The 21992-nt window shown below is 62.6% G+C and carries 18 protein-coding genes and 1 tRNA gene; 9 read left to right on the forward strand and 10 right to left on the reverse strand.

Translation table 11 applies throughout. The features are described from left to right. Positions 1 to 55 precede the first annotated feature (55 nt). Positions 56 to 283, forward strand: coding sequence for an NAD(P)H-quinone oxidoreductase subunit O (gene ndhO / locus CWE17_RS02805; RefSeq protein ID WP_131454862.1), 228 nt, complete (start codon positions 56 to 58; stop codon positions 281 to 283). On the opposite strand, the gene CWE17_RS02810 is transcribed toward ndhO, so the two are convergent. From CWE17_RS02810 to CWE17_RS02830, 5 genes are all read right to left on the reverse strand, one after another. After that, positions 262 to 2331 carry a glycosyltransferase family 39 protein gene (locus CWE17_RS02810; protein ID WP_131454863.1) on the reverse strand — a complete coding sequence of 690 codons (2070 nt, stop codon included), beginning with the start codon at positions 2329 to 2331 and terminating at the stop codon, positions 262 to 264. The genes ndhO and CWE17_RS02810 overlap by 22 nt on opposite strands. Beyond that, on the reverse strand, positions 2331 to 3056 hold the full coding sequence (locus CWE17_RS02815; RefSeq protein ID WP_131454864.1) for a DnaJ domain-containing protein: 726 nt from the start codon (positions 3054 to 3056) through the stop codon (positions 2331 to 2333). Before CWE17_RS02815 ends, CWE17_RS02810 begins: the two co-directional genes overlap by 1 nt. After that, positions 3053 to 4021 (reverse strand): cysteine synthase A, encoded by a 969-nt coding sequence (cysK, locus tag CWE17_RS02820; protein WP_131454865.1) that lies wholly within the window; start codon positions 4019 to 4021, stop codon positions 3053 to 3055. The genes CWE17_RS02815 and cysK overlap by 4 nt, the downstream gene beginning before the upstream one ends. Before the next feature lie 227 nt (positions 4022 to 4248). After that, positions 4249 to 5943 (reverse strand): iron uptake porin, encoded by a 1695-nt coding sequence (locus CWE17_RS02825; protein ID WP_131454866.1) that lies wholly within the window; start codon positions 5941 to 5943, stop codon positions 4249 to 4251. A gap of 215 nt (positions 5944 to 6158) precedes the next feature. Next, entirely contained in the window at positions 6159 to 7877 is a 1719-nt protein-coding gene (locus CWE17_RS02830) for an iron uptake porin (protein ID WP_131454867.1), read from the reverse strand. Between the two features lie 238 nt (positions 7878 to 8115). Here CWE17_RS02830 and CWE17_RS02835 point away from each other — a divergent pair, with 238 nt between their 5' ends. Continuing rightward, entirely contained in the window at positions 8116 to 9729 is a 1614-nt protein-coding gene (locus CWE17_RS02835; RefSeq protein ID WP_131454868.1) for a DUF2079 domain-containing protein, read from the forward strand. 97 nt (positions 9730 to 9826) lie between these two features. On the opposite strand, the gene CWE17_RS12195 is transcribed toward CWE17_RS02835, so the two are convergent. Continuing rightward, positions 9827 to 9964 carry a hypothetical protein gene (locus CWE17_RS12195; protein ID WP_164498735.1) on the reverse strand — a complete coding sequence of 46 codons (138 nt, stop codon included), beginning with the start codon at positions 9962 to 9964 and terminating at the stop codon, positions 9827 to 9829. A gap of 19 nt (positions 9965 to 9983) precedes the next feature. Between CWE17_RS12195 and CWE17_RS02840 the strand changes: the two genes are divergently transcribed. From CWE17_RS02840 to CWE17_RS02850, 3 genes are read left to right on the forward strand one after another with little or no spacing between them, the layout of a single operon-like run. Further along, positions 9984 to 11564: a glycosyltransferase family 39 protein gene (locus CWE17_RS02840; protein WP_131454869.1), complete on the forward strand. Its 1581-nt coding sequence runs from the start codon at positions 9984 to 9986 to the stop codon at positions 11562 to 11564. A gap of 12 nt (positions 11565 to 11576) precedes the next feature. Continuing rightward, entirely contained in the window at positions 11577 to 13013 is a 1437-nt protein-coding gene (locus tag CWE17_RS02845) for a DUF2079 domain-containing protein (RefSeq protein ID WP_164498736.1), read from the forward strand. After that, positions 12976 to 14604 carry a DUF2079 domain-containing protein gene (locus tag CWE17_RS02850; RefSeq protein WP_131454870.1) on the forward strand — a complete coding sequence of 543 codons (1629 nt, stop codon included), beginning with the start codon at positions 12976 to 12978 and terminating at the stop codon, positions 14602 to 14604. Before CWE17_RS02845 ends, CWE17_RS02850 begins: the two co-directional genes overlap by 38 nt. A gap of 64 nt (positions 14605 to 14668) precedes the next feature. On the opposite strand, the gene psbD is transcribed toward CWE17_RS02850, so the two are convergent. Further along, positions 14669 to 15724 carry a photosystem II D2 protein (photosystem q(a) protein) gene (gene psbD, locus CWE17_RS02855; protein WP_007100314.1) on the reverse strand — a complete coding sequence of 352 codons (1056 nt, stop codon included), beginning with the start codon at positions 15722 to 15724 and terminating at the stop codon, positions 14669 to 14671. A gap of 157 nt (positions 15725 to 15881) precedes the next feature. Here psbD and CWE17_RS02860 point away from each other — a divergent pair, with 157 nt between their 5' ends. The 4 genes from CWE17_RS02860 (at position 15882) to CWE17_RS02875 (ending at position 18008) form a co-directional block, all read left to right on the forward strand. Then, positions 15882 to 16145: a hypothetical protein gene (locus tag CWE17_RS02860; RefSeq protein ID WP_131454871.1), complete on the forward strand. Its 264-nt coding sequence runs from the start codon at positions 15882 to 15884 to the stop codon at positions 16143 to 16145. Continuing rightward, the gene (locus CWE17_RS02865) at positions 16138 to 16821 is read left to right on the forward strand and encodes an ABC transporter ATP-binding protein (RefSeq protein ID WP_131454872.1); all 684 of its coding nucleotides are present in this window, start codon (positions 16138 to 16140) and stop codon (positions 16819 to 16821) included. Before CWE17_RS02860 ends, CWE17_RS02865 begins: the two co-directional genes overlap by 8 nt. 23 nt (positions 16822 to 16844) lie before the next feature. Beyond that, a tRNA-Asn gene (locus tag CWE17_RS02870) sits at positions 16845 to 16916 on the forward strand. Between the two features lie 297 nt (positions 16917 to 17213). Beyond that, positions 17214 to 18008, forward strand: coding sequence for a response regulator transcription factor (locus CWE17_RS02875; protein WP_131454873.1), 795 nt, complete (start codon positions 17214 to 17216; stop codon positions 18006 to 18008). A gap of 5 nt (positions 18009 to 18013) precedes the next feature. On the opposite strand, the gene CWE17_RS02880 is transcribed toward CWE17_RS02875, so the two are convergent. Genes CWE17_RS02880 through CWE17_RS02890 form a run of 3 tightly spaced genes read right to left on the reverse strand, consistent with a single transcriptional unit; the run spans position 18014 to position 21977 of the window. Then, entirely contained in the window at positions 18014 to 18997 is a 984-nt protein-coding gene (locus CWE17_RS02880) for a DNA polymerase III subunit delta' (protein ID WP_131455197.1), read from the reverse strand. After that, positions 18997 to 19644 (reverse strand): dTMP kinase, encoded by a 648-nt coding sequence (gene tmk / locus CWE17_RS02885; protein WP_131454874.1) that lies wholly within the window; start codon positions 19642 to 19644, stop codon positions 18997 to 18999. The genes CWE17_RS02880 and tmk overlap by 1 nt, the downstream gene beginning before the upstream one ends. Then, positions 19641 to 21977 (reverse strand): cation-translocating P-type ATPase, encoded by a 2337-nt coding sequence (locus tag CWE17_RS02890; RefSeq protein ID WP_255417761.1) that lies wholly within the window; start codon positions 21975 to 21977, stop codon positions 19641 to 19643. The genes tmk and CWE17_RS02890 overlap by 4 nt, the downstream gene beginning before the upstream one ends. Positions 21978 to 21992 lie beyond the last annotated feature (15 nt).

Here is a 21992-nt window from a genome sequence, read left to right on the forward strand (position 1 = left end):
GGAGACAACGCGACGATCGGATGGTTCTAGCCTGCTTCACAGCACAATTCCCGTGATGGCCGAGACAGCCCCCGCCCTCAAGAAAGGCACCCTGGTGCGGGTCAACCGCCAGGCCTACGCCGGCAGCACCGAAGCTGCAGCCAGCGATCCATTGCCCCCTGCCTACATCTTCGAGGGCCCGGGCGAAATCCTTCTCGTGAAAGGCGACTACGCCCAAGTGCGCTGGCGTCGTCCAGTGCCGGATGTGTGGCTAAAGCTGGATCAGCTCGAAGCCTGCGGCTGAAGCTGCTGCTCAACCTCCTGCACAGCGCGGGGGACCGAGAGAGCGGCAGAGGGCAAGCGCCAGAAGGCCCCAGACAGCACGGCCCCAAGGTCATCCAGAGCCACCAACAACGGCTGGGAGCCATGCCGATGTCGAGCCTCGGCCGCCACTGCGCTCGCCCTCCAAGGGGCCCAATCCGCCAGGAGCACCACAGACCGATAGGCCGCAGGCCAGGGGTTCCCTGGCAGCCGCACCTGAAGAGCGGCAAACTCTCGTTCTGCTTCGCCTGGTCGATTCCCCAGCAGGGCGAGCAGGGCAAGGCTCCAATGGGACTGAACCGCCTGGGGATCGCGTCGGCGTTCTTGCTCCGCCTGTCGACGGACCCGGTCGCGATAGAGCCTATGGCCATCGAGCATGTGCTCCAGAGCTACTGCCTGAAACAGGGGATCCAAGCCGGCAGGCCCTTGCGCCAAGCCCGCAGCAAGCGTGGGAAAACGCTCTTCAAATCCTGGGAGCGGCCGTGATTGAGGCCGCCGCCGCCAGAGGGAATAACTGCCGCCCTGAGGTCTTGGGAAGCGCTCCACCCGCTCGAACAGACCACTGCGGCGCACCGCCTGATCAAGACGTCTGGCGCTCTCGCGAACAGACCCCTGGTCGCCCTCAGCGAGCAGCACCAAGCTGGCGCGATCGAGCACTGGCTGCAGGTCACTGCGACGGCCTCCGAGCTGGCGGCCGACCAGCTGACCGCCGTGGCGCCGGCCGTAGTAGCTCACGTTGTGCTGATTGAGATCAGGGGTACTCGGCACGACGATCAGCGTGGAAGGTGCAGCCTGGGGATCACCTCCACCAGCCCGGCGGACGATGGCCTCCAAAGGGCCCTGCGGCTGCTGGCGCAAACGAGACGCCTGGGCACTCCAGCCAGCCGGAAGGCACGCCAGCAGGCCCGAGACCAGAGCCAACGGCGCCAACCATGGCAACGATCCAGGCCAGCGCGAACGCCACCAGAGTCCCCACTGCCACCAGCCTCGCGTCAGCAGAAGGATCAAGGGAGCCAAGAGCGGTGCGATGTAACGGTCGTCCTTGTTGGGACTGAGGCTTGTGACGATCCACCCCGCCAACAGGGTGACGAGCAGAAACCTCCAGCCCAGGGAGTCATCCCCGTTGGTACGGGTGCGCTGCAACCACCAGAGCAGCAGTCCTCCCAGTCCGACGGCCAGCAGAACGACACCGATCTGCCCAGGCAGAAGCTTGGGATACCAGAGCCATCCCGCCAGGGTCAGCGGGCCTGGATCCCCCTCTCGGGATGCCGACTCCAACACCGCCCGGTTGGTGCCACCGAGGGTGGTGATCCAGTTGTGATGCAACCAGGGCAGCACTCCCGCCAACACCAGGATCAGGCCCGTCAACAGCTGCCAACGGCGACCATGACCGCGACGAAGCGAGCCCCAGGCAACCCAGGCGAGAGCGGGTATCAGCACGAGCAGCGCACTCTGTTTCACCAGCAGCGCCACGGTGCAGGCCAGCGCCGCCGCGATCGCTTGGCTCCAGCGGCCTCCGCGCTGGGGATGCCACCAACAGCTCAGACGCCAGAGCGCCAACACCACCGTGGCACTGAGAGCCATTTCCAACACGTAGTCGCTGCGTAACTCCAGCAGCGCTGGAGCGACAGCCACCAGCAAGCTGGCCAAGAGCGCGAAGCCTCTGGCCTCACGGCGCTCTTGCCGCAACGTCAAGGCCCAGGAGGCGACGCCCAGCAACAACAGGCCGTGCCAAAGGCTGAGGCTCCAGGCCGCTTGAGCCGGGGCATCACCGGCTGCCGCCATCACCGTGCCGTTAACCAGCGATGCCAGGGGCGGAATCTTTGGGGAGAGATCCAGCAGGGCCTGCCAACCCCGCCAACCACCACCGGGGAGCAACCCAAGGGCTCGACCATGCTCAAGGGCACTATTGAGATAGTCGGCTTGATCCCAAGCGGGGAGCCCGCTCTGCAGCATCCACCAAAGCCGGTCGATTCCGGTGGCAAGCAACCAGATCAGCAGGACAAGCGCACGGAACAGCCACGGGCCCATCAGATGATCTCCAGCCGACGGCGCTCCTCTTGCAAACGCTGACGCCGACGTTTCGCCTCTCGCAACATCTCGCGCCCGTCGTGGAGATAGTTATCCACATAACCCATCGTGTAGCGATCCAACTCGTTGAGGGCATCCTCCACCTGAGACAGACAGTGATAGACGCTCAAACCGAAACCACGGGCCGTCGCTGGCGTCGGGAGGGATTGATACAGCGTCTTGACTTTGTCGATGCGCTGGCGACTCTGCTGGAGATAGATGCAGAACGCCTCCATCAGTGTGTCGTCGTACGGGTCGGCGGCTAAAGCACGGAGTTGAGCAGGAAAGGCATTGATGACCTGACCCAACTGCCGATCGATTGGGGCATACACGGTCTGCAGCCACTGCACCAGGGCGTCATCGGCATGGGCCCCCTGGCCGCTGGAGCGGCGGGCCGCCTGGGCAGCCCTGGCATTGCGAGCCCCCCGCCGGCTCGCCTCATCGCTCCCCCCTGCCATGGCCGAAAACGTCCGGTCAAACGAACGACGTTTGTCGGCATCCCCCAGCAGTTCCCAGGCGGCATTCAGAGCCAGAATCCGCTCGGGATCACCTCCAGCATCGGGATGATGCTGTTTCACCAGGCGCCTGTAAGCAGCCTTGATCTCGGCATCACTGGCGGTGCGCCCGACCCCCAGCACGCCATAGGGATCACCACCATGGGCATCAAGCTGGGGGGCACGACTCATAGGTGCCCATCCCGCCGGGCAGGCATCACGGCCGTTGCACTGAACATCGGCGTAGACAAGTAGCGCTCACCGAAACTGGCCAGGATGACCACGATGCGGCGACCAGCCATCTCCTGACGTGCACCGATCCGCAGAGCGGCTGCCACCGCAGCCCCGCTACTGACACCGCTGAGCAAACCCTCCTCCCGGGCGAGACGGCGACCCATCGCCATCGCCTCCTCATCACTGACCGCGAGCACCTCATCAATCAGGTCCTGTTCCAAGACAGGCGGCACAAAGCCAGCACCGATGCCCTGGATCCGGTGGGGGCCTGGCTCACCTCCCGTGAGCACAGGGCTTCCAGCAGGTTCCACCGCCACCACCTGCAGCTGAGGAAGCCGCTCACGCAGCACTCGGGCACAGCCGGTGAGGGTGCCGCCGGTGCCAACGCCAGCCACAAACACATCCAAGGCACCGTCGGTGTCGGCCCAGATCTCCTCCGCGGTAGTGGCGGCATGAACCGCAGGGTTGGCCGGATTGTCAAACTGCTGCAGCAAATAAGCCTCGGGAATCTCCTCCACCAGCTCACGCGCCAAGGCGATCGCCCCCTGCATCCCTTCGCTACCTGGTGTGAGCTGCAACTCTGCGCCGTAGGCCCGGAGCATGGCGCGCCGCTCCGTGCTCATCGTGTCGGGCATGGTGAGGATCAGGCGGTAACCGCGGGCCGCCGCCACCATCGCCAAGGCAATACCTGTGTTACCGCTGGTGGGTTCCACCAGCACCGTGCGGCCAGGATGAATGGTGCCGCTTGCCTCAGCCGCCTGCACCATCGCGCCAGCAATGCGGTCTTTCACCGAAGCCGTGGGGTTGAAGCTCTCCAGCTTGGCGAGGATCTCCGCGTGGCATCCATGGGCAGCAGGGAGCCGATTGAGGCGCACCAGAGGGGTGCGACCCACCAGCGCTGTGATGTCAGGCGCAATCGGCATAGACGGTGGGAGCGGTACTGAACACCAACACTCCACCCATCCAATCAAACCCCCGCAGCAGACGACAGGGCGCTGACTGGAATGCCCTCAAGATGCACAAAAAAGCCCCCGGGGTTCCGGGGGCTGATCGCAAGGCAATGTGAGGAGTGCCTCACGCTTGGCTGTGCAAGAAGTGATGGATCAGAGCCCCGCCAAAGCAGGGCTCCCATCGTCCGTTCTGATTGCGATCAGAACTTGAAGGTGGTCTGGATCAGACCGCCGAAGACGTTGAAGGTACCGTCGTAGCCGTTGCCATCCTGCACCAGATTGCTGGTGTACTGACCCATGGGGCGGGACAGATAGAACACAGCCGGGGTGATGGCGATGTTGTCGGTCACCTGGAAGTTGTAGTAGAGCTCGAAGACATAGTTGCCATCGTAGGGAGTATCACCACCTTCCAGGCCGGTGGCGAAGGTGGGCTGACCGAAGGCGAAGCCCAGGTCGTTGCCCTTCAGGAACACGTCATCCCACTTCAGGCCAGCCATCCAGCTCTGGGATGTGACGGCAGAACCGTCTTTCTTGTTGTCGGTGGTGGTTTGGTTGATGCCCCAGCCCAGGGAGACGGATGGGATGAAACCGGCGTTCTTGGGCTGCCAGTAGGCGTTCAGGGCGTAGCTGTTGGAGCTGCTGCCAGAACGCACGGTGTCACCGTTGGTGTTGGTGTAGGTGCAGGGGTTGTTCCAGTCGCCGTTCTTGGCGAACTCGGTGCCGCGGCGATAGCCGTTGCCGGAGTCGCACTGGCCGTAGCGGTAAGCGAAGGCAAGACCCCACTGAGGGCCGCCGTAACCCAGCTGAGCCAGGAAGCTGGCCTCAGAATTGGAGGTCATAAAACCTCCACTTGCAGAGTTGGAGGTGTTGCCATTCTTGTCATCAGCCACGTAGTTGACCGACACACTGAAGGCGTTGGAGCCCTTCTTAACCTTCTGCTTCCAGTAAGCACCGATCAGCTGACCGGTCTCCTTGTTGTACACACCGCTGGTGCCCATCAGAGCAGTCCAGTCGAGGATCTTGGCGCCACCCTTGTTGTACACAGAGGGCCACAACGCCAGCGACTCGGTGTTACGAGCAATCGCACCGGCAATCACGGTGAACTCTTTGCCGACGGGGAACTTGTAGTACAGACGGTCGAGACCGACAACGTTGTTCTCGGTCACACCATCACCGGAATCAGTCGCGACATCCAGAGCCGTCAGGTTCACACCTTCGCCACCGAAGGCATTCTTTTTCTTGGTGAAATTACCGGCGCGCAGACGGGCGTACAGCTTGTCCTTACCAGTGAAGCTGGTGTTGAAAGCCAGACGCTGGTCGTAGTTAAAGCTGAAGGCGCCGAAAGCTTGGTTGTAAGCGTCGGCTCCGCCAGCTCCCGTCTTTTTAAAGGCAGTGTTGTCCTGGCTATCGCCGCCAGCAGTCGTGGCACCCATGACGAAGGTGGTTTGACCCTTCAGCTTGGTGGTGGTGGAGAACTGGGTCGCTTCCAGCTCACCCACACGAGCCTCGAGACCGTCCACGCGGCCCTTGAGGATGGCGAGTTCCTTCTCGAACTCGGCCATCAGGCGCTTGAGCTCGTCGGTCACTTCAGTGACGCGGTCGAGACAGGCGTTCAGCAGAGCAGCCGCCTCGAAGCGGGTCATGGCGCGGTTGCCGCGGTAAGTGCCGTTGGGGTAACCGGCGACGCAGCCGTAGCGCTCGATCAGATTGTTCAGAGCTTGATAAGCCCAGTCGGTCGGGTAGACGTCAGAGAACTGGGAGATGCTGGTGACCTGCTCGCTAGAAGCGGCGTAGTCAGACACACCGTTGATGTTCAGCTCAGCGGCAGACGCAGCCACAGGAGCCAGAAGGCCCAGGGCAGCAGGTGCCACCAGCAGTTGCTGGAAGAGTTTCATGGAGTTCCTCACACCAATTTGAGGGAAATGGAGCTCGCGGTAGCAGTGCGCACAAAAATGCACGCCAGACCACGAACGAACCGAGCGTACAGAGGACATCTGATCGCCGGCCAGCTGGTCAGTGAAAAATCTGTCTACCAACAAAAAACCCCGGCCAATGGCCGGGGTGCTGATCAGCTCCGCTTTTGCGCAAGCTGATGGATCGATCCGAACGATCAGAACTTGAAGGTGGTCTTCACAAGACCGCCGAACTGATTGAAGGTCTCGCCCTGGGTGGCCGCACCAAGAGGACGGCTCAGGTAGAAGATCGCAGGAGTGACCGAGATGTTGTCGGTGACCTGGAACATGTACCACCATTCCCAGGCGTACTGGCCGTCGCGGACCAGGGTGTCCTCAGCTTGCGAGGCTGTTCCCAGGCCTGTTCCGCTGCCGGAGAGGTCCAGGGCGGTCACGAAGCCCTGCTGACCCACAGCCATACCGGCCGCGTTGCCCTTCAGGAACACATCGGCCCACTGCAGACCCACATACCAGGACTGGGTCGTAGCTGAGTCGAACTCATAACCGGAGAGCGTTTTGCCATCAGCACCACTGGTGGAGTTCAGACCCCAACCAAGAGAAACGGAGGGAACCCAACCGGAGTTCTCGGGAGTCCACCAGGCGCTGATACCCACGGAATTGGTGTTGCCGAGGGTTCCCACCTGAGTGGCCAGGGGCGTTGCCGTTCCCTGGTACATGTTGCCCTTGTTCAGAGAGCTGTAGTTGTAGGCAGCTGCCAGGCCCCAGCTGTCCTTGGCATAGGCGATCTGAACGGTTCCAGTGCCTGAGGCAGAATCCGTTGCGATGCCACCCGCGGTGGAATTACTGGTATTGCCGTTGGCCGACACGTAGTTAGCACTGACGCTGAAGGCATCTTTCTGCCACCAGATGCCAGCACCGGAACCGAGGTTCAGATTGTAGGCACCAGGAGCACCGGCATAGGTGAAGAAGTCGAGAACGGTGTCAGTCGGGTAAGCGCTCGGCCACACCGCCAACATGTCGTCCTGACGGACAACACCACCAGCGGTGACGGTGAAATCACTGCCGAGGGGGAACTGATAGAAGAGTCGATCGATCGAAATGCCATTACGCCCGGTCGGCTCTTCAAAGGCTGCTTCCATGCCAGAGGCGGTGGTGTAAGTACCACCGAAGGGGCTAGCAATACCAGTGGAAGCGTTAAAGCCGAAGGCGCTGTTCTGGAAGTTGCCTGTGCGCAGGCGAGCTTTCAGCAGATCCTTACCGGTGAAGCTGGTGAGCAGTTCCAGTTGCTGGTCATAGTTGAAGACAGCAGCGCCAAGGTTTTGATTGGCGGTGTTGGCCATCTTTTGGTTCTCAGGGATTCCGAAGAACGGTGAGAAGGGGCTGGAGTCGCCCGCGGTGCCGATACCAAACTGACCAACCACAGTGGCGTCACCGCCGAAGCTATTGGCACCGATCACGAAGGTGGTCTTGCCCTTCAGCTTGGTGGTGGTGGAGAACTGGGTCGCTTCCAGCTCACCCACACGAGCCTCGAGACCGTCCACGCGGCCCTTGAGGATGGCGAGTTCCTTCTCGAACTCGGCCATCAGGCGCTTGAGCTCGTCGGTCACTTCAGTGACGCGGTCGAGACAGGCGTTCAGCAGAGCAGCCGCCTCGAAGCGGGTCATGGCGCGGTTGCCGCGGTAAGTGCCGTTGGGGTAACCGGCGACGCAGCCGTAGCGCTCGATCAGATTGTTCAGAGCTTGATAAGCCCAGTCGGTCGGGTAGACGTCAGAGAACTGGGAGATGCTGGTGACCTGCTCGCTAGAAGCGGCGTAGTCAGACACACCGTTGATGTTCAGCTCAGCGGCAGACGCAGCCACAGGAGCCAGAAGGCCCAGGGCAGCAGGTGCCACCAGCAGTTGCTGGAAGAGTTTCATGGAGTTCCTCACACAGGAAAAGCGCAGTGCGCCAATCAATAAGGTCGTTCTTTACCTGCCAATAACCAACCTGACCTGTGCCAGCTTGCACAACGACTGGTAACAGCCGTAACTAAAACAAGGGAAAAGCGTTATTGCTGTTACCAAATTCCCGCCCCGCGGCAACACTCCAGAATCGGTGTTAACTCCGCCCAGGGACCTGTCCGTGCGTTCAGACCAGCGCTCGCCGAGAACGTTCATGGGCTTTTCGCGCGAAGCGCTGATCGCTGCTCTTCTCTTTTGGGTCATCGGCCTTGGGCTTCAAGCCTGGCGCTCCCACGTGCTGTTGGCCAGCTACGACCAGGGAATCTTCCAACAGGTGCTCTGGAACAGCCTCCGGGGCCATCCCTTCGAAAGCACCCTTTCCTCACAGCTCTCCACCAACGTGATCCATGGCGGCGAAGCGCCAGCTCTTGGCTATGCCCGCCTCGGACAACACTTCACCCCCACACTCCTGCTCTGGGCCCCCCTGCTGGCACTGATTGGCGCTGCAGCTCTACCCCTGGTTCAGGTGACGCTAATCGCCGCTGCCGGTCTGCTGCTGCACAGGCTCGCCAGCAGCGGCCTCCCCATCCGCACCGCCAACTGGATCACTTACGGCTTTTTCTGCGGCAATGCCCTAGTGGGACCAACTCTGGGGAATTTCACTGATCTCTGCCAGCTTCCCTTCGCGGTGTTCGCACTGATGCTCGGCCTGCTCGAGCGACGGTCCTGGCTGATCCTCACGGCGGCGCTGCTGATCCCACTGATCCGGGAAGACACCGGCATCCTCCTGGTGGCCGTAGGGCTCTGGATGCTGCTGCGAGAAAGGGTCCGCTGGCCACTGGCCATTGCGCTCATCGCCTGGGGCGGCGGCTGGATGCTGCTGGTGACCAGTCAGATCATGCCCCTGTTTTCCGACGACAACAGCAAGCGCTTCATGGTCGAGAACTTTGGCCAATACCTCACGGCAGACAAAGCCGATGGGGCGAGCAGCCTGAGCATGGTGCGACAGGCCCTCGGTCAGCCTTTGACCCTTCTCAAGGAGCTGATCGACCCTCCTGGGCAGACGATTCTTTATCTCCTCGGCCACGCCCTCCCCTTTTTGTTTGTGCCCCTGATCAGCCTCGATGCCTGGGTGTTAGCGGGGCCGAGCCTGCTTGGGCTTTTCCTAGCCCAGGGCAGCAACGACCCTCTGTCGATCACGATCCGCTACACACTCCTTGTGGTGCCGGGATTCAGCCTGGGCACGGTGTTCTGGTGGCAGCGCAGGTCCGTCGCCCCACCCGGCCCGCGGACGCGCCTGGCCTGGGGAGCAGCTCTTGCCCTCTCGCTCGTGCTCACCATCAGCAGCAATCCCCATCGCAGCCTGTCCTTTCTGATCCCCGACAGCGTTCAGCCTTGGGTGTACAGCACTCCGCTGGCGCAATGGCGACACGGACAAGCAGCCAGGGAGGTCTTGAGCATGATCCCGGCGGATGCAAGCGTGAGCGCCAACACCAATCTGGTGCCCCTGCTAGCACGCAGGGAAGTTGCGGTGCGTTACCCCTACAACACCAGCTATATCGACAGACATCAAGTGGAGCGCTCCGTTGACTGGATCGCCATCGATCTCGACTGGCTAGAGCGCTACGCGGTTGCCTTCCGGGGGGACTGGAAAGCTCTTCAACGCATCCGAGAAGACCTGCCCCAGCAACTCGACACCTTCAAAGTGCAAGCCCTCAAGGATGGTGTTGTTGTGCTGCAACGCGATGGAGCCATCCAATCAAACCTGCATAAAGCCGTGAGTGATCGTCTCCAAAGGCCCTTACCGAGAGATCCCCGCAACCGGTGATGCCTTTCTAAAACGATGCCCCCGACCGGAAGACCGGCCGGGGGCTCTCGCCGGGTCCGCTCTGTCGCGGAACCGATTGATCAGTCAGAAGGTGCCGTCAGTCGGCGTTCTCCGCGATCAGCAGACCCTGAATCAAAGAACTGGGAATCATGGACACCTCCTCCTGAATGGATTGATGAACGCCGGTGTTGCTTTCGAAGCCAACATCGCCTCGGAAGGTCGAGGATGGCCTCACATCACTGCGATCTTGACGTTTGAACCATAACGGAACTGGTGTCGTTCCGGGACGCAGGGCTGCCTTCACACCGCTCTTGCTGTGGACCCTCACCCTGCTGCTCTGGCTTCCCTGGCTTGGGAATCTGCCCCTCCGAGACTGGGATGAGGGCCTGGTGGCCACTGTGGCCCGATCCACTTGGCATCAAGTGGTTGAAGGACATCATCCTCTTGATGGATTGATTGCCTACAAGTGGGGTGGGGCGTACCTCAACAAACCACCGGGCTTGCATTGGCTGATCGGCGGGGCTGTCGACAACTTCGGAGAGGCCGACTGGGTGGTGCGACTGGTGCCATGCCTGCTCTCAAGCCTCGCCGTGCCCCTGATCTACTGGCTGCGCTGCGGCCTGAATCCGACACCTGCAACCCCGGACGCACGCCGCCAGCGAGATCGCCGAGCCCTGATGGCGGCGCTGATCCTGATGACCCTGCTGCCGATGGCGCGCCACGGTCGGCTGGCGATGCTGGATGGCACCCTCGTGAGTTGCTCCCTGCTGCTATGGAGCGGCTGGGTCACCAGCAGAACAACCCATTGGCATGCCCTGCTGGCGGGGCTGGGAGGCAGCGGCATTCTGCTGCTCAAGCCGCCGGCGCTGCTGGGATTTCTCCTGATCGCGCTGGCGATCAGCCTCTGGGAACGGTGGCCCTGGCGCACCCCGGCACTCAGCTGGTTCGGCCTTGGTCTGCTGCCAGGGATCGGATGGCATGGCTGGCATCTGCACCAGCGGGGTGCCGATGCTCTGGTGATGTGGGGCGGCCAGGGTCTGGGACGGATCACCGAGGTGGTAGGAGAGAACCAAGGCGCCTGGGTGATGCCGATCACCGAAGTGCTCGAGGGTGGCTGGCCCTGGTTGCTGCTGCTGCCCACCGGATTGGCATGGGCCTGGCGCCACCGGCAGCAGAGCAGCGGTCGCTGGGAACTGGGACTGCTGATCGGCAGTGCCGCCGTTGTGCTCCCCCTGCGCACCCAGCTGCCTTGGTACAGCCATCTTCTCTGGCCTCCGATCGCCCTGCTCTGCGGCGAGGGCCTGGCCCAGCTGCTGCAGACGGGCAAGCCACGCTGGCTGAGCTGGGGGTTCCAACTTCTCGGTGTAGTCAGCCTTGTGCTGGCTGGGTTGACCAGCTTGTTTGCTGCAACCAACCAGCTGCCGATCGCCGCCCTCCTGCTTGCCGGGCTCGGGCTGCTGATCGGTGGCACTGGCCTGCGCGGCACCTCACTCCGCTCGCGTCATCGCGGCCTGGTGGCCGTGCTGGTGGGCTGGGGGCTGGCCCTGCTGATGCTCTGGCAGAGCCAGCTCTGGCTCTGGGAGCTGAACGAAAGCTGGGACCCCAGGCCCATCGCTGGTCTGATCCGCCAGCTCCCCGAGGATGCCGTGGTCATTCTCAAAGGCCCAACCCGACCTTCGCTGGGCTGGTATGCCGGCCAGGAATTGCTTCATTCCAACGACACAGACGCCAATGAGCACTGGCGGGTGAGTCGGCAGCAGGAACATGAGTGCGAGAAGGTCAGCGCCGCTCAGGAGAGAGACTGGGCCCTCTGGCATTGCCCCGCAACACCTTGAAAAGCCACAGCCATGAACCAACCACCGCCGTATCGCGCTCCGGCGCCGCCTCCCGCCGCGCTCTGGCTCTGGTCTGTGCTGCTCGGCCTGCTCGCCTGGGGAGCTTCAGCCCTGCGCCACTGGCTGCTGCAAAGCAACGCCTACGACCTCGGCCTTTTTGATCAATGGGCCTGGCTGATCGGCACAGGGCACGCCCCAATCTCGTCGATGGAAGACGTGCATGTGCTGGCCGACCACGGCGCCTGGCTGCTCTATGCCGCCGGCGCCGCCTATGCCCTGCTGCCCTCGGTTCATTGGCTGCTGGCCAGCCAGGCCCTGGCGTTGGGGCTGACGGCGGTGCCGATCTGGATGCTCGCGAATCAGGCAGCATTGTCGCGGCAACGCTGCTGGCTCGCCTGCGGCCTCTGGTGGCTGCAGCCGGTGGTATTCAACGCCAGCTTGTTTGATATGCATCCGGAAACCTGGGTGATGCCGGCCTTTGCCCTCGCCCTCTGGGCGGAACGCGCTGAACGGCCCCGACTCTGGCTGGCGCTGCTGCTGCTAATGCTGGGCGCTCGCGATGGCCTAGTGCTGATCACGGCGGGGATGGCGCTAGACCTGGCCTGGCGCCGGCGCTGGCGGTGGAGTGCGAGCGCGGCAGCACTGTCAGGCCTCTGGTTGCTGATGTTGAGCCGCTGGCTGTACCCCCTGCTTCGCGATGGCGAGGGGCCAAAAGCAACCAAAAACTTTGCTTACTTAACCGATTCGTTGGGGAATGTGCTGCAGAGCATCGACTGGAGCGGCGGAGCCCTCTATCTGCTGCTGCTGACTTTGCCCTGTCTCTGGCTCTGGCGACGGCGCTCCCTGCCCACCCTGCTGATCGCCGTGCCGCTGTTGCTCACTAACCTGCTGTCGGCATCGCCCAGTTACCGCACCCTGATCCACCACTACAGCCTTCCCCTCGCGGTGGTGGCGGTGGTGGCCGCCATCGATGGCCTCAAGTCCAGGAAAGCCGAAGCGTCCCACCCCTTTCCCTGGGCCCTTACCTGGGCCGTGATCTGCTGGTTGGCGCTGGCCAAACCCTGGTTTTTCACCGGTCCTTACCTGGAACGGCTCAACGTTTTGCAGGACGCCCGAGCGGCAATCGCGCAAGTGAAAGCCGACGATGCCGTGTTGACCACCAGCTACCTGGTGCCGCACGTCAGCCAGCGCCGCCGGATCGCCTTCCCAAGAGCCTCCCTCAACCGTGAGCTCAACGACCAAGCCTGGACGGTGCTGCTGCTGAACCCGACCGACCCTGGCTGGGGCTCCACAAGAAAGGTGCAACAACGGCTGATCGATCAGGCTGGCCTCGATGCATGGCGCTGCCGGGATTGGCCCTCGGGCCTGACCCTCTGCAGATCATCGGAACCTGAGCACGCTGAACAACTCCATGACCACGCTTCAGACCTCACCCCCCCGCACAGCTGAGTCTGCGAAGCGGCGCGTACGTCTGGCTGCAGCACTGTTCCTACTGATCGGATGCGCGTTGCAGTGGTGGCGAATGCAGACCCTCACAGCGTCCATGGACCAGGGCATCTTGATGCAAGTGCTCTGGAACGGCCTGCGGGGGCACCCCTTCGAGAGCACGCTCTCGTCACAGCTGTCCACCAACGTGATCCACAGCAGTGAGCTGCCCGCCCTCGGTTACCACCGGCTCGGGCAGCACTTCACCCCAATCCTGGCGTTGTGGATTCCGCTGGTGGGGCTGCTAGGCAAATGGGCCCTGCCGATGCTGCAGGTGGTGCTGATCACCGCAGCTGGGCTGGTGCTGCACCGGTTGGCGCAACGGCAGCTCAAGCCCGACCTGGCGGCCATGGTCACGATCGCGTTCTACGGCGCCAATGCAGTGATCGCGCCCTGCATGCTCAGCAACTTCACCGATCTCAGTCAGCTGCCGTTATGTGTATTTCTGCTGCTCCTGGGGCTGGAGCGCCAGCAGCGCTGGCTCATATGGGCAGCCGCTCTGGCCATTCCCCTGATTCGGGAGGACACCGGCGTTGTACTGATGGGAATTGGGATCTGGCTGGGTCTGCGCCGTAGGGGGCGCTGGCCGATGGCGGTGACATTGATTCTGTTCGGTGGCGGATGGGTAGCCCTGTCCACCAACGTTCTGATGCCGTTGTTCAGCGCAGACAACGCCCAGCGGTTCATGGTGGAAAACTTCGGGCAATACCTCGAAGGCCGTGACCAGGCCAGCAGCCTGGAGGTGCTTGGGCAGGTGCTGCGCCAGCCCCTGGTTCTGCTGCGCGAAGTGGTGTCACCACCGGGCAACACCATCACCTACTTACTGGCCCAGGGCCTACCGCTGATCCTGGTGCCCTTCATCTCGATCGACAGCTGGCTGCTGATGGGGCTTCCCCTGCTGGGGTTGCTCCTGGCTCAGGGCTTTAACAATCCGCTTTCTATCAGCATCCGTTACACCTATCTGGTGGTGCCGGGGCTGTTTGCTGGAGCCGTGCTCTGGTGGCGTAGCCGTCAGGCGCTTTTCGAATCTCGCCGCCTCCGACGGATCTGGGCTGGAGCCATCGCCCTGTCCTGTTTCTTCACCGTGACGGCCAATCCCAACCAAAGCCTGTCCTGGATGATTCCAGACAGCATCCAACCTTGGATCTACCGGGATCCAATAGCCCAGTTTCGCCATGGGCAAAGAGCCCTTGCGCTGATCCAGACCATCCCAGACAGCAGCAGTGTTGCGGCCACCACAGGCCTGATCCCTCACTTGGCCAATCGAGAGGTGCTGATCCGCTTTCCTTACCACAACCGTTATCAGAATCGGGTCGGCCAACAAGTTCAGGTGGAGTGGGTTGCGGCTGATCTCCACAACCAATACCTGTTTCAGACGTTTCGCAAACAGCGCAACGGACTGAAGCGCAATCTCCGAAAGCTCAATGAGCTTTCAGAACAGGGGTATGGCGTTGTTGCCTTCGAAGACAACGTTGTTCTGTTGCAACGCCAGAACCAAGGGAATTCATCAGCACAAAGGGATTTCGAACAGTTCTCTCAATCGCTGAATCCCTGACATTGATAAGCCAAAAAAAGCCTCCCCTTTCGGGGAGACTTTCTGAAAGACAACGTGCTTTGAATCAGAGAGCGTTGCCGCGGGGCAGAACCTCTTCAGGGAAGACGAAGTTTTCGTGCGGCTGGTCAGCCGGTGCCATCCAGGCACGCAGACCTTCATTGAGAAGGATGTTCTTGGTGTAGAAGGTCTCGAATTCGGGATCTTCTGCAGCGCGGATCTCCTGCGACACGAAGTCGTAGGCGCGCAGGTTGAGGGCCAGGCCGATGATGCCGATGGAGCTGGTCCACAGGCCCATCACAGGCACAAACAGCATGAAGAAGTGCAGCCAGCGCTTGTTGGAGAAAGCGATCCCGAAGATCTGGCTCCAGAAGCGGTTGGCAGTGACCATCGAATAGGTCTCTTCTTCCTGGGTCGGTTCGAACGCCTTGAAGGTGTTCGACTGCTCGCCGTCCTCAAACAGGGTGTTCTCCACGGTGGCGCCGTGGATGGCACAGAGCAGAGCACCGCCGAGGATGCCAGCCACGCCCATCATGTGGAAGGGGTTCAGGGTCCAGTTGTGGAAGCCCTGAAGGAAGAGCAGGAAGCGGAAGATCGCTGCCACACCGAAGGAGGGAGCGAAGAACCAGCTGCTCTGGCCGAGGGGGTACATCAGGAAGACGCTGACGAACACCGCAATCGGGCCGGAGAAGGCGATGGCGTTGTAAGGGCGGATGCCAACGAGACGAGCGATCTCGAACTGACGGAGCATGAAGCCGATCAGCGCGAAGGCACCGTGGAGAGCCACGAAGGCCCAAAGGCCGCCGAGCTGACACCAGCGCACGAAGTCACCCTGGGCCTCAGGGCCCCAGAGCAGCAGGAGGCTGTGACCCATCGCATCAGCGGGGGTGGACACAGCAGCGGTGAGGAAGTTGCAACCTTCCAGGTACGAGGAGGCGATGCCGTGGGTGTACCAGGAGGTGACAAAGGTGGTGCCGGTGAGCCAACCACCGATGGCCAGATAGGCCGTGGGGAAGAGCAGGATGCCGGACCAGCCGACAAAAACGAAGCGGTCGCGCTTGAGCCAGTCATCGAGGACGTCGAACCATCCCCGCTGTGGCGCGCGTCCTACAGCGATCGTCATGAGGAGAGCTTCATGAAGCTTTACGAAGCGAGCCTAGGGGGCGCAGCGGTTTTTGTGGGCCGAACCCAGAGGGCGTCGTTCACAGATGAGTAGAAATGCCCACGCGTCCGGGCGAGCGCCTGATTCGCAAGAATGCGATCACTAAGTTTCTGCCGCCGTGTACGTCGTTGAACTGGCCCTCCGAATGAGCCCGATGCCGGTCTCGGTGCAGCGCAAGGAGCACGGCGATGCCGAAACCCTCTATCAACAGATCCGACAAAGCCTGGAGCAGGGGCAACCGAGAATGCTCGAACTGACCTGCGAGAAAGTGGAAGGCAAGCGCATCAGCGTGCTGATCAGCGACGTCCTGGCCGTGCAGATCTATGAGAAGGCTGCTGCCACCGGTGGCAGCAAGCGTCCAGGCTTCGCCTTTGATGGCTGAGCCCGGAGGGCTGAAGCTCGAGAGGGTCAGTTTCGGCTGGCCCTGCGGTAGCAAGGCTCTGGATCACTGCAATCTCAACCTGCCAGGCCCCGGCCTTTGGATGCTTGTGGGCAGCAATGGCAGCGGCAAGAGCACGCTGTTCCGACTGATTGCAGGCCTCATCCATCCCCAGCAGGGCACGCTGGTCAACCGGCTGCGCCCGGCCCTGGTTTTCCAGAATCCAGACCATCAGCTGTTACTTCCCAGCTGCGGCAGCGAACTGCGCCTCAGTCTCCCCGAGTCCCTTGCCCCTGAGCAGCGCCAGCAGCGCGTCAACCAAGTGCTTGAGCAAGTCGGGCTGGCCGGGATGGCCTCGAGGCCGATCCACACCCTCAGCGGCGGCCAGAAGCAACGGCTAGCGATTGCGGGCGCCCTGGCCAGCGAAGCCAGCCTTTTGCTGCTTGATGAGCCCACGGCCCTCCTAGACCCGGCCAGCCAGCAAACGGTGTTGGCGACAGTGCAGCAGCTGTGCCATCGCTCCACCAACCCCCTAACCGCCCTCTGGGTGACGCATCGCCTTGACGAACTGGACCACGCCGATGGAGCCGCACGGATGGAGAAAGGCCGAATCGGAGCCTGGTGCCCGGGGCCGCAACTACGCCGCAAACTTCAACCTCTTGCCGGCCGGCGGGGCTGAGAGGTAGGTTCTTCGGGTCCCATTCCTCGGTAGCTCAGCGGTAGAGCGGTCGACTGTTAATCGATTGGTCGCAGGTTCGAATCCCGCCCGGGGAGCTTCAATTCACAAAACCGCAGTTTCACGCTGCGGTTTTTTTATGGCCGCCGCCGCCGCCGATTTTCCTCTCAAACCGGAAAATCCCGTTACAAACGCCGTGAAATTTGGAAGACTTCCTGAAGAGGGAAGGGGATTGTCGCCCAGGCAACCGCGAAAAAACCTTGACAGCACTGGATATCTAGCCATTTCACACCAATAGGGAGGTTCGACGACAAGGCCTGCAACCCCCTACAAATCTTGGGAGAATCCGCACAGAGATTGTTTCAACTCCTGCTATTCCCCTCGCCTGAGTACCGATGAAGCCCTGCATCCTGCTGATCGAAGACGACAGGGACATGCGCGAGCTGGTGGGTGGCCACCTGGAGCACAGCGGCTTTGACGTGCAACGCGCCGAGGACGGCATCAAAGGCCAGGCCCTCGCCCTGCAGTACACCCCCGACTTGATCCTCCTGGATCTGATGCTCCCGAAGGTCGATGGTCTCACTCTCTGCCAAAGGCTGCGCCGAGATGAGCGCACAGCTGGCATCCCGATCCTGATGCTCACCGCCCTAGGCGGCACCAAAGACAAGGTCAGCGGTTTCAATTCCGGTGCAGACGACTACCTGACCAAGCCCTTTGACCTCGAAGAACTGCAGGTGCGAATCAAAGCGCTGCTGCGTCGAAGCGACCGGGCACCCGTGGGCACTGGATCCCATCAAGAAATTCTTAGTTACGGTCCGCTCACCTTGGTGCCGGAGCGTTTCGAAGCGATTTGGTTCGACACTCCGGTGCGTCTCACCCACCTCGAATTCGAGCTTCTGCACTGCCTGCTTCAGCGCCATGGCCAAACCGTGGCCCCCTCGCTGATTCTCAAAGAAGTCTGGGGCTACGAGCCCGATGACGACATCGAGACGATCCGGGTGCACGTGCGTCACCTGCGCACGAAACTCGAACCCGATCCCCGCAAGCCCCGCTTCATCAAAACCGTCTACGGCGCTGGTTACTGCCTCGAGTTACCGACTGGGGCCCAGCTCGACGACCTCGGCGACGTGCTCTCCCAGGCGCGGCAAGAGCGCGACCAACTCGATCAGTCCAAACGCGCCAGCGCCTGATCGCTTCAGGCCCCGTCCACCAAAAGATCCAACAGCGCCACCTCCCAGGCCAACCGGGGTTGCACAAAAGCGAGCAGATGCTGGCGCAGTCGCTGCAACCGCTGCAGCTCCCTTTCGCAGTGCTGCTGGCGCCAACGATGTTGCTCCCACCAGCTCAACAGCCACAGTTGCTGCTCTCCACTCAACGACTCGCTGAGATCCCGGGCGAGGGCGAGGGCTTCCGCTGGAGTTTGAGGAGGCTGCTCCAAGCGGGTACGCAGTTCTTCAGGCAGGGCCTGCCATTGGCTCTCATGCTGGAGTAAGGCGCCAGGTGATCCCGCTGCGAGCGCCAACAGATCTGGTTCCTGCAACGCAGCGCTGCCCCGATGCGGCCCATCCCCTTCCAGCCCTTGCAAGACCGTTCGCATGTCGTCACTGCCCAGACGGATGAAACGGATCTGCTGGCAACGGGAGCGGATCGTGCTCAAGAGGCGCTCAGGAGCCGACGACAGCAGGATGAGCAGTCCATGCCCCGGTTCCTCCAGGGTTTTGAGCAGAGCATTCGCCGCCGACTCCGCCATAGCCTCCGGCTCCTCGATCACCACCAGCCCGCGACGGGCTTCCAGAGGCTGGCGGGCCAGAAAGCGACTGACCGCACGAATCTGCTCCAAGCGTAACTGGGGCGGCGTGCGCCGACTCACACCCGCCTCTTCCGCCTCGGAACGGGGCACCAAACGACCCTGGTGGGAGTAAGTCGGCTCAACCCAGAGCAGATCGGGATGATTGCGGGCTTCCAGCCGACGACGCTGGCGCTGATCGCTCCGGCCATCGGCCAGGACCCCCTCTAAAAAACGCAGCGCCGCCAGTTTCCGGCCGACCCCTTCCGGTCCACTAAAGAGATAAGCCGGAGCCACGCGATCACGCTCGAGAGCGGCCTGGAGCAGGGCCACGGCTAAGGGCTGCCCCACCAGGTCGCTGAACAGCGATGGCGTCTGCTGGAGCGCGACCATCAGAGCCAAGCCCTCGCCTGATCGCGGAGGGTCGATTCCAAATCAAGGCTGACCTGAGCTGCAGGTTGGCTGGCATCGATCGTGACCCATCCCTGCGCGACCGCCTCAGCAGCAAATCCGGCGGCCACCCGTTCCAAAAAAGCGCCTCCAGCGGCCTCCATGCGATCGTCCTGACGCTCGCCACGGCGCTGCAAGCTGATCGCTACCGGCAGTGACAGCCAGAGGGTGAGATCGGCGGTCAGCCCACCGGTGGCGATGGTGGCCAACTGACGGATCAGATCCTGATCCAACTGCCTGCCATACCCCTGATAAGCCAGGGTCGAGCCGGTGAATCGATCGCTGAGCACCCAGTCGCCTCGATCCAACGCCGGTTGGATGCACTGGGCCACGTGCTGAGCCCGATCAGCGGCGTAAAGAAGCAATTCGGCCAGCGGCTGTGGCTCACACGCCTCCGGCGGATGCAACAACAGTTCGCGCAGAGCTCGCCCCAAGGCTGTTCCCCCTGGCTCCCGGGTCTGCACAAGCTGGGCACCAGGGGGCATCAGTCCACTGGTGGGAAGCCAGGCGGCAAGGTGCTGCCACTGGGTTGTTTTGCCGCATCCATCGATGCCCTCGAGCACAAGCAGTCGCCCACGGGTGCTGGTCATGGCAAACGAAGGCTGAGGGCATTCAGCACCACAGTGATCGAACTCAAGGCCATCAGCAGAGCCGCGAGGGGGGGAGAGAGCAGGATGCCGAAACCCGGCAGCAAGACCCCAGCGGCCACGGGCAACACGATCAGGTTGTAACCAAAGGCCCAGCCAAGGTTCTGACGGATTTTGGTCATGGTGCGACGCGCCAAAGCCAGTGCCTCGGGAATCGCTTCGAGCCGATCACCCAGCAACACCAGATCAGCCGTGTCCTGAGCGATCTGAGTTCCCGTACCAATGGCAATGCCCAGATCTGCCGCAGCCAGCGCCGGGGCGTCATTGATGCCATCGCCGACCATCGCCACCGCCCCCAGGGCACGCAGCTGCTCAAGGTGCTGCAATTTCTGCTCAGGCAGCAGCTGCCAACCGAGCTGATCGGATTGGAAGCCAAGCTGATGACCAAGCCGTTCCACCGCTCCGCGACGATCTCCGCTGAGCATCGCCAGCTTGAGCCCCTGATCCCGCAGGCGCCCCAGGGCGAGCAGCGCATCCTGGCGGGGGCGATCATCGATCCCAACCAAGCCCAGGGGTTCCTGATCCAGAGCCACCGCGACCACCGACTGGCCCGCCTGCATCGCCTGATCCAGAGCCCCCTGCATCCGCTCCGACCAGCCAACCCCTTCAGCCTGCAGCCATTCCGGAGCACCAACCCGCAGCACACCACTGACCCCTTCGAGTTCCCCCAAGACCCCCGCACCGGAGATGGTGCGGCTGGAGTTAGCCGCCAGCAAGGACAGCTGACGACGCTGGGCCTCCTGCAGCAGCGCATGGGCCAGAGGATGACGGCTGGACTGCTCAAGGCTTGCGGCGAGCTGGAGCGTCCGGGATGGATCCTCACAGGCGAGCACCGATGCCACCAACGGGCGGCCGAGGGTGAGCGTGCCGGTCTTGTCAAACACCAGCTGCTGGAGAGAGGCCGCGAGCTCGATCACATCCCCTCCCCGAAACAGCCAGCCCTGCCGCGCGGCTAAGCCTGAGGAGACGGTGATCACCGTGGGGGTGGCGAGACCGAGGGCGCAGGGGCAAGCGACGACAAGCACGGCGATGGTGAGCTGAAGCGCCAAACCCAAGGGCGTTTCAGCGCCCGCCCCCAGGGGTGCATGGGCGCCATGGCTATGCACAGCACTGGCCTCGGTCATCAAGGCCATCGGCATGGCGAGCACCTGGGGCCAGAGGCGTGCTCCCAGCTGCCACCAGAACAGGAAGGTCAAGAGAGCCAGGGCGACGACGCCGTAGCAGAACCAGCCCGCCACCCGATCCGCCAGACCCTGGATCGGGGCTTTGCGCGCCTGCGCCTGTTCCACCAGCGCAATGATCCGAGCGAGGGCCGTTTCGGCGCCAACCCGACGGACCTCCAGCACCAACGTGGCCTCCAGATTGAGGCATCCGGAAGCGAGCTCACAACCAGGGGTCGCCTCAAGGGGCAGAGGCTCACCGGTGAGGCTGGAGACATCCACGGCCGAGTGACCCTCCAGCACGACACCATCGACAGGGATGCGATCCCCGGCGAGCAGTTGCACCCGCTCACCCGGACGCAGGTCAGCAACGGGAACCTCCCGAACGGCACCGTCCTCCATCAGCAGGCGGGCCCCTGCGGGCTGCAGAGCCGCCAGTTGCCTCAGAGCCCGTCCGGTCCGCAGGCGTGCTCTCTCCTCGAGGAAGCGTCCCAACAAGACGAATCCCAGGAGCATCACCGGCTCGTTAAAGAAACAGGGCCAGCCAACCTGAGGCCAAACCAGTGCCACGGCACTGGCGAGATAGGCACTGCCCACCCCAAGACCCACCAGCGTGTCCATGCTGGGGGCGCCTGCACGGGCAGCACCCCAACCGCTCACAAGGATCGAGCGTCCGGGACCGAACACAGCCACCGTGGCTAGTGCGGCATGAAAAGGCAGGGCACCGAGCAGGGGCAAGGGCAGCTGTCCACCCTCCGCCAGATGCCCCAGCACTGACAGCAGCAACAAAATCAACGCCACCATCAGCTGACGCCACTGGCGCCACCAACCCCAAGTCCGTTCAGGGTCCTGCTCCGCAGGGCCTGGAAGGGTCTGAGATCGGGAGCGCGCCGGAAAACCACGGGTCTCCAGGGCGGCCAGCACCGACTCGAGCCCCCCTTCATCCTCCCTGAGGCGCACCCAGGCACTGCGGGTTACCAGGTTGACACTGGCCTCCTCCACGGCGGGCTGGTCAAGCAGGGTGCGCTCCACAGCTCGCACACAGCCACCGCACTTCATGCCCTCCACATCCAGGACCAGCGCAGTCGTCACAGCAGAAGGACGAGACGGATTCACGGCGACTCTTGGCTT

Source organism: Synechococcus sp. BS56D, assembly GCF_004332405.1.
In the GTDB taxonomy this organism is placed as follows: Bacteria; Cyanobacteriota; Cyanobacteriia; order PCC-6307; family Cyanobiaceae; genus Synechococcus_C.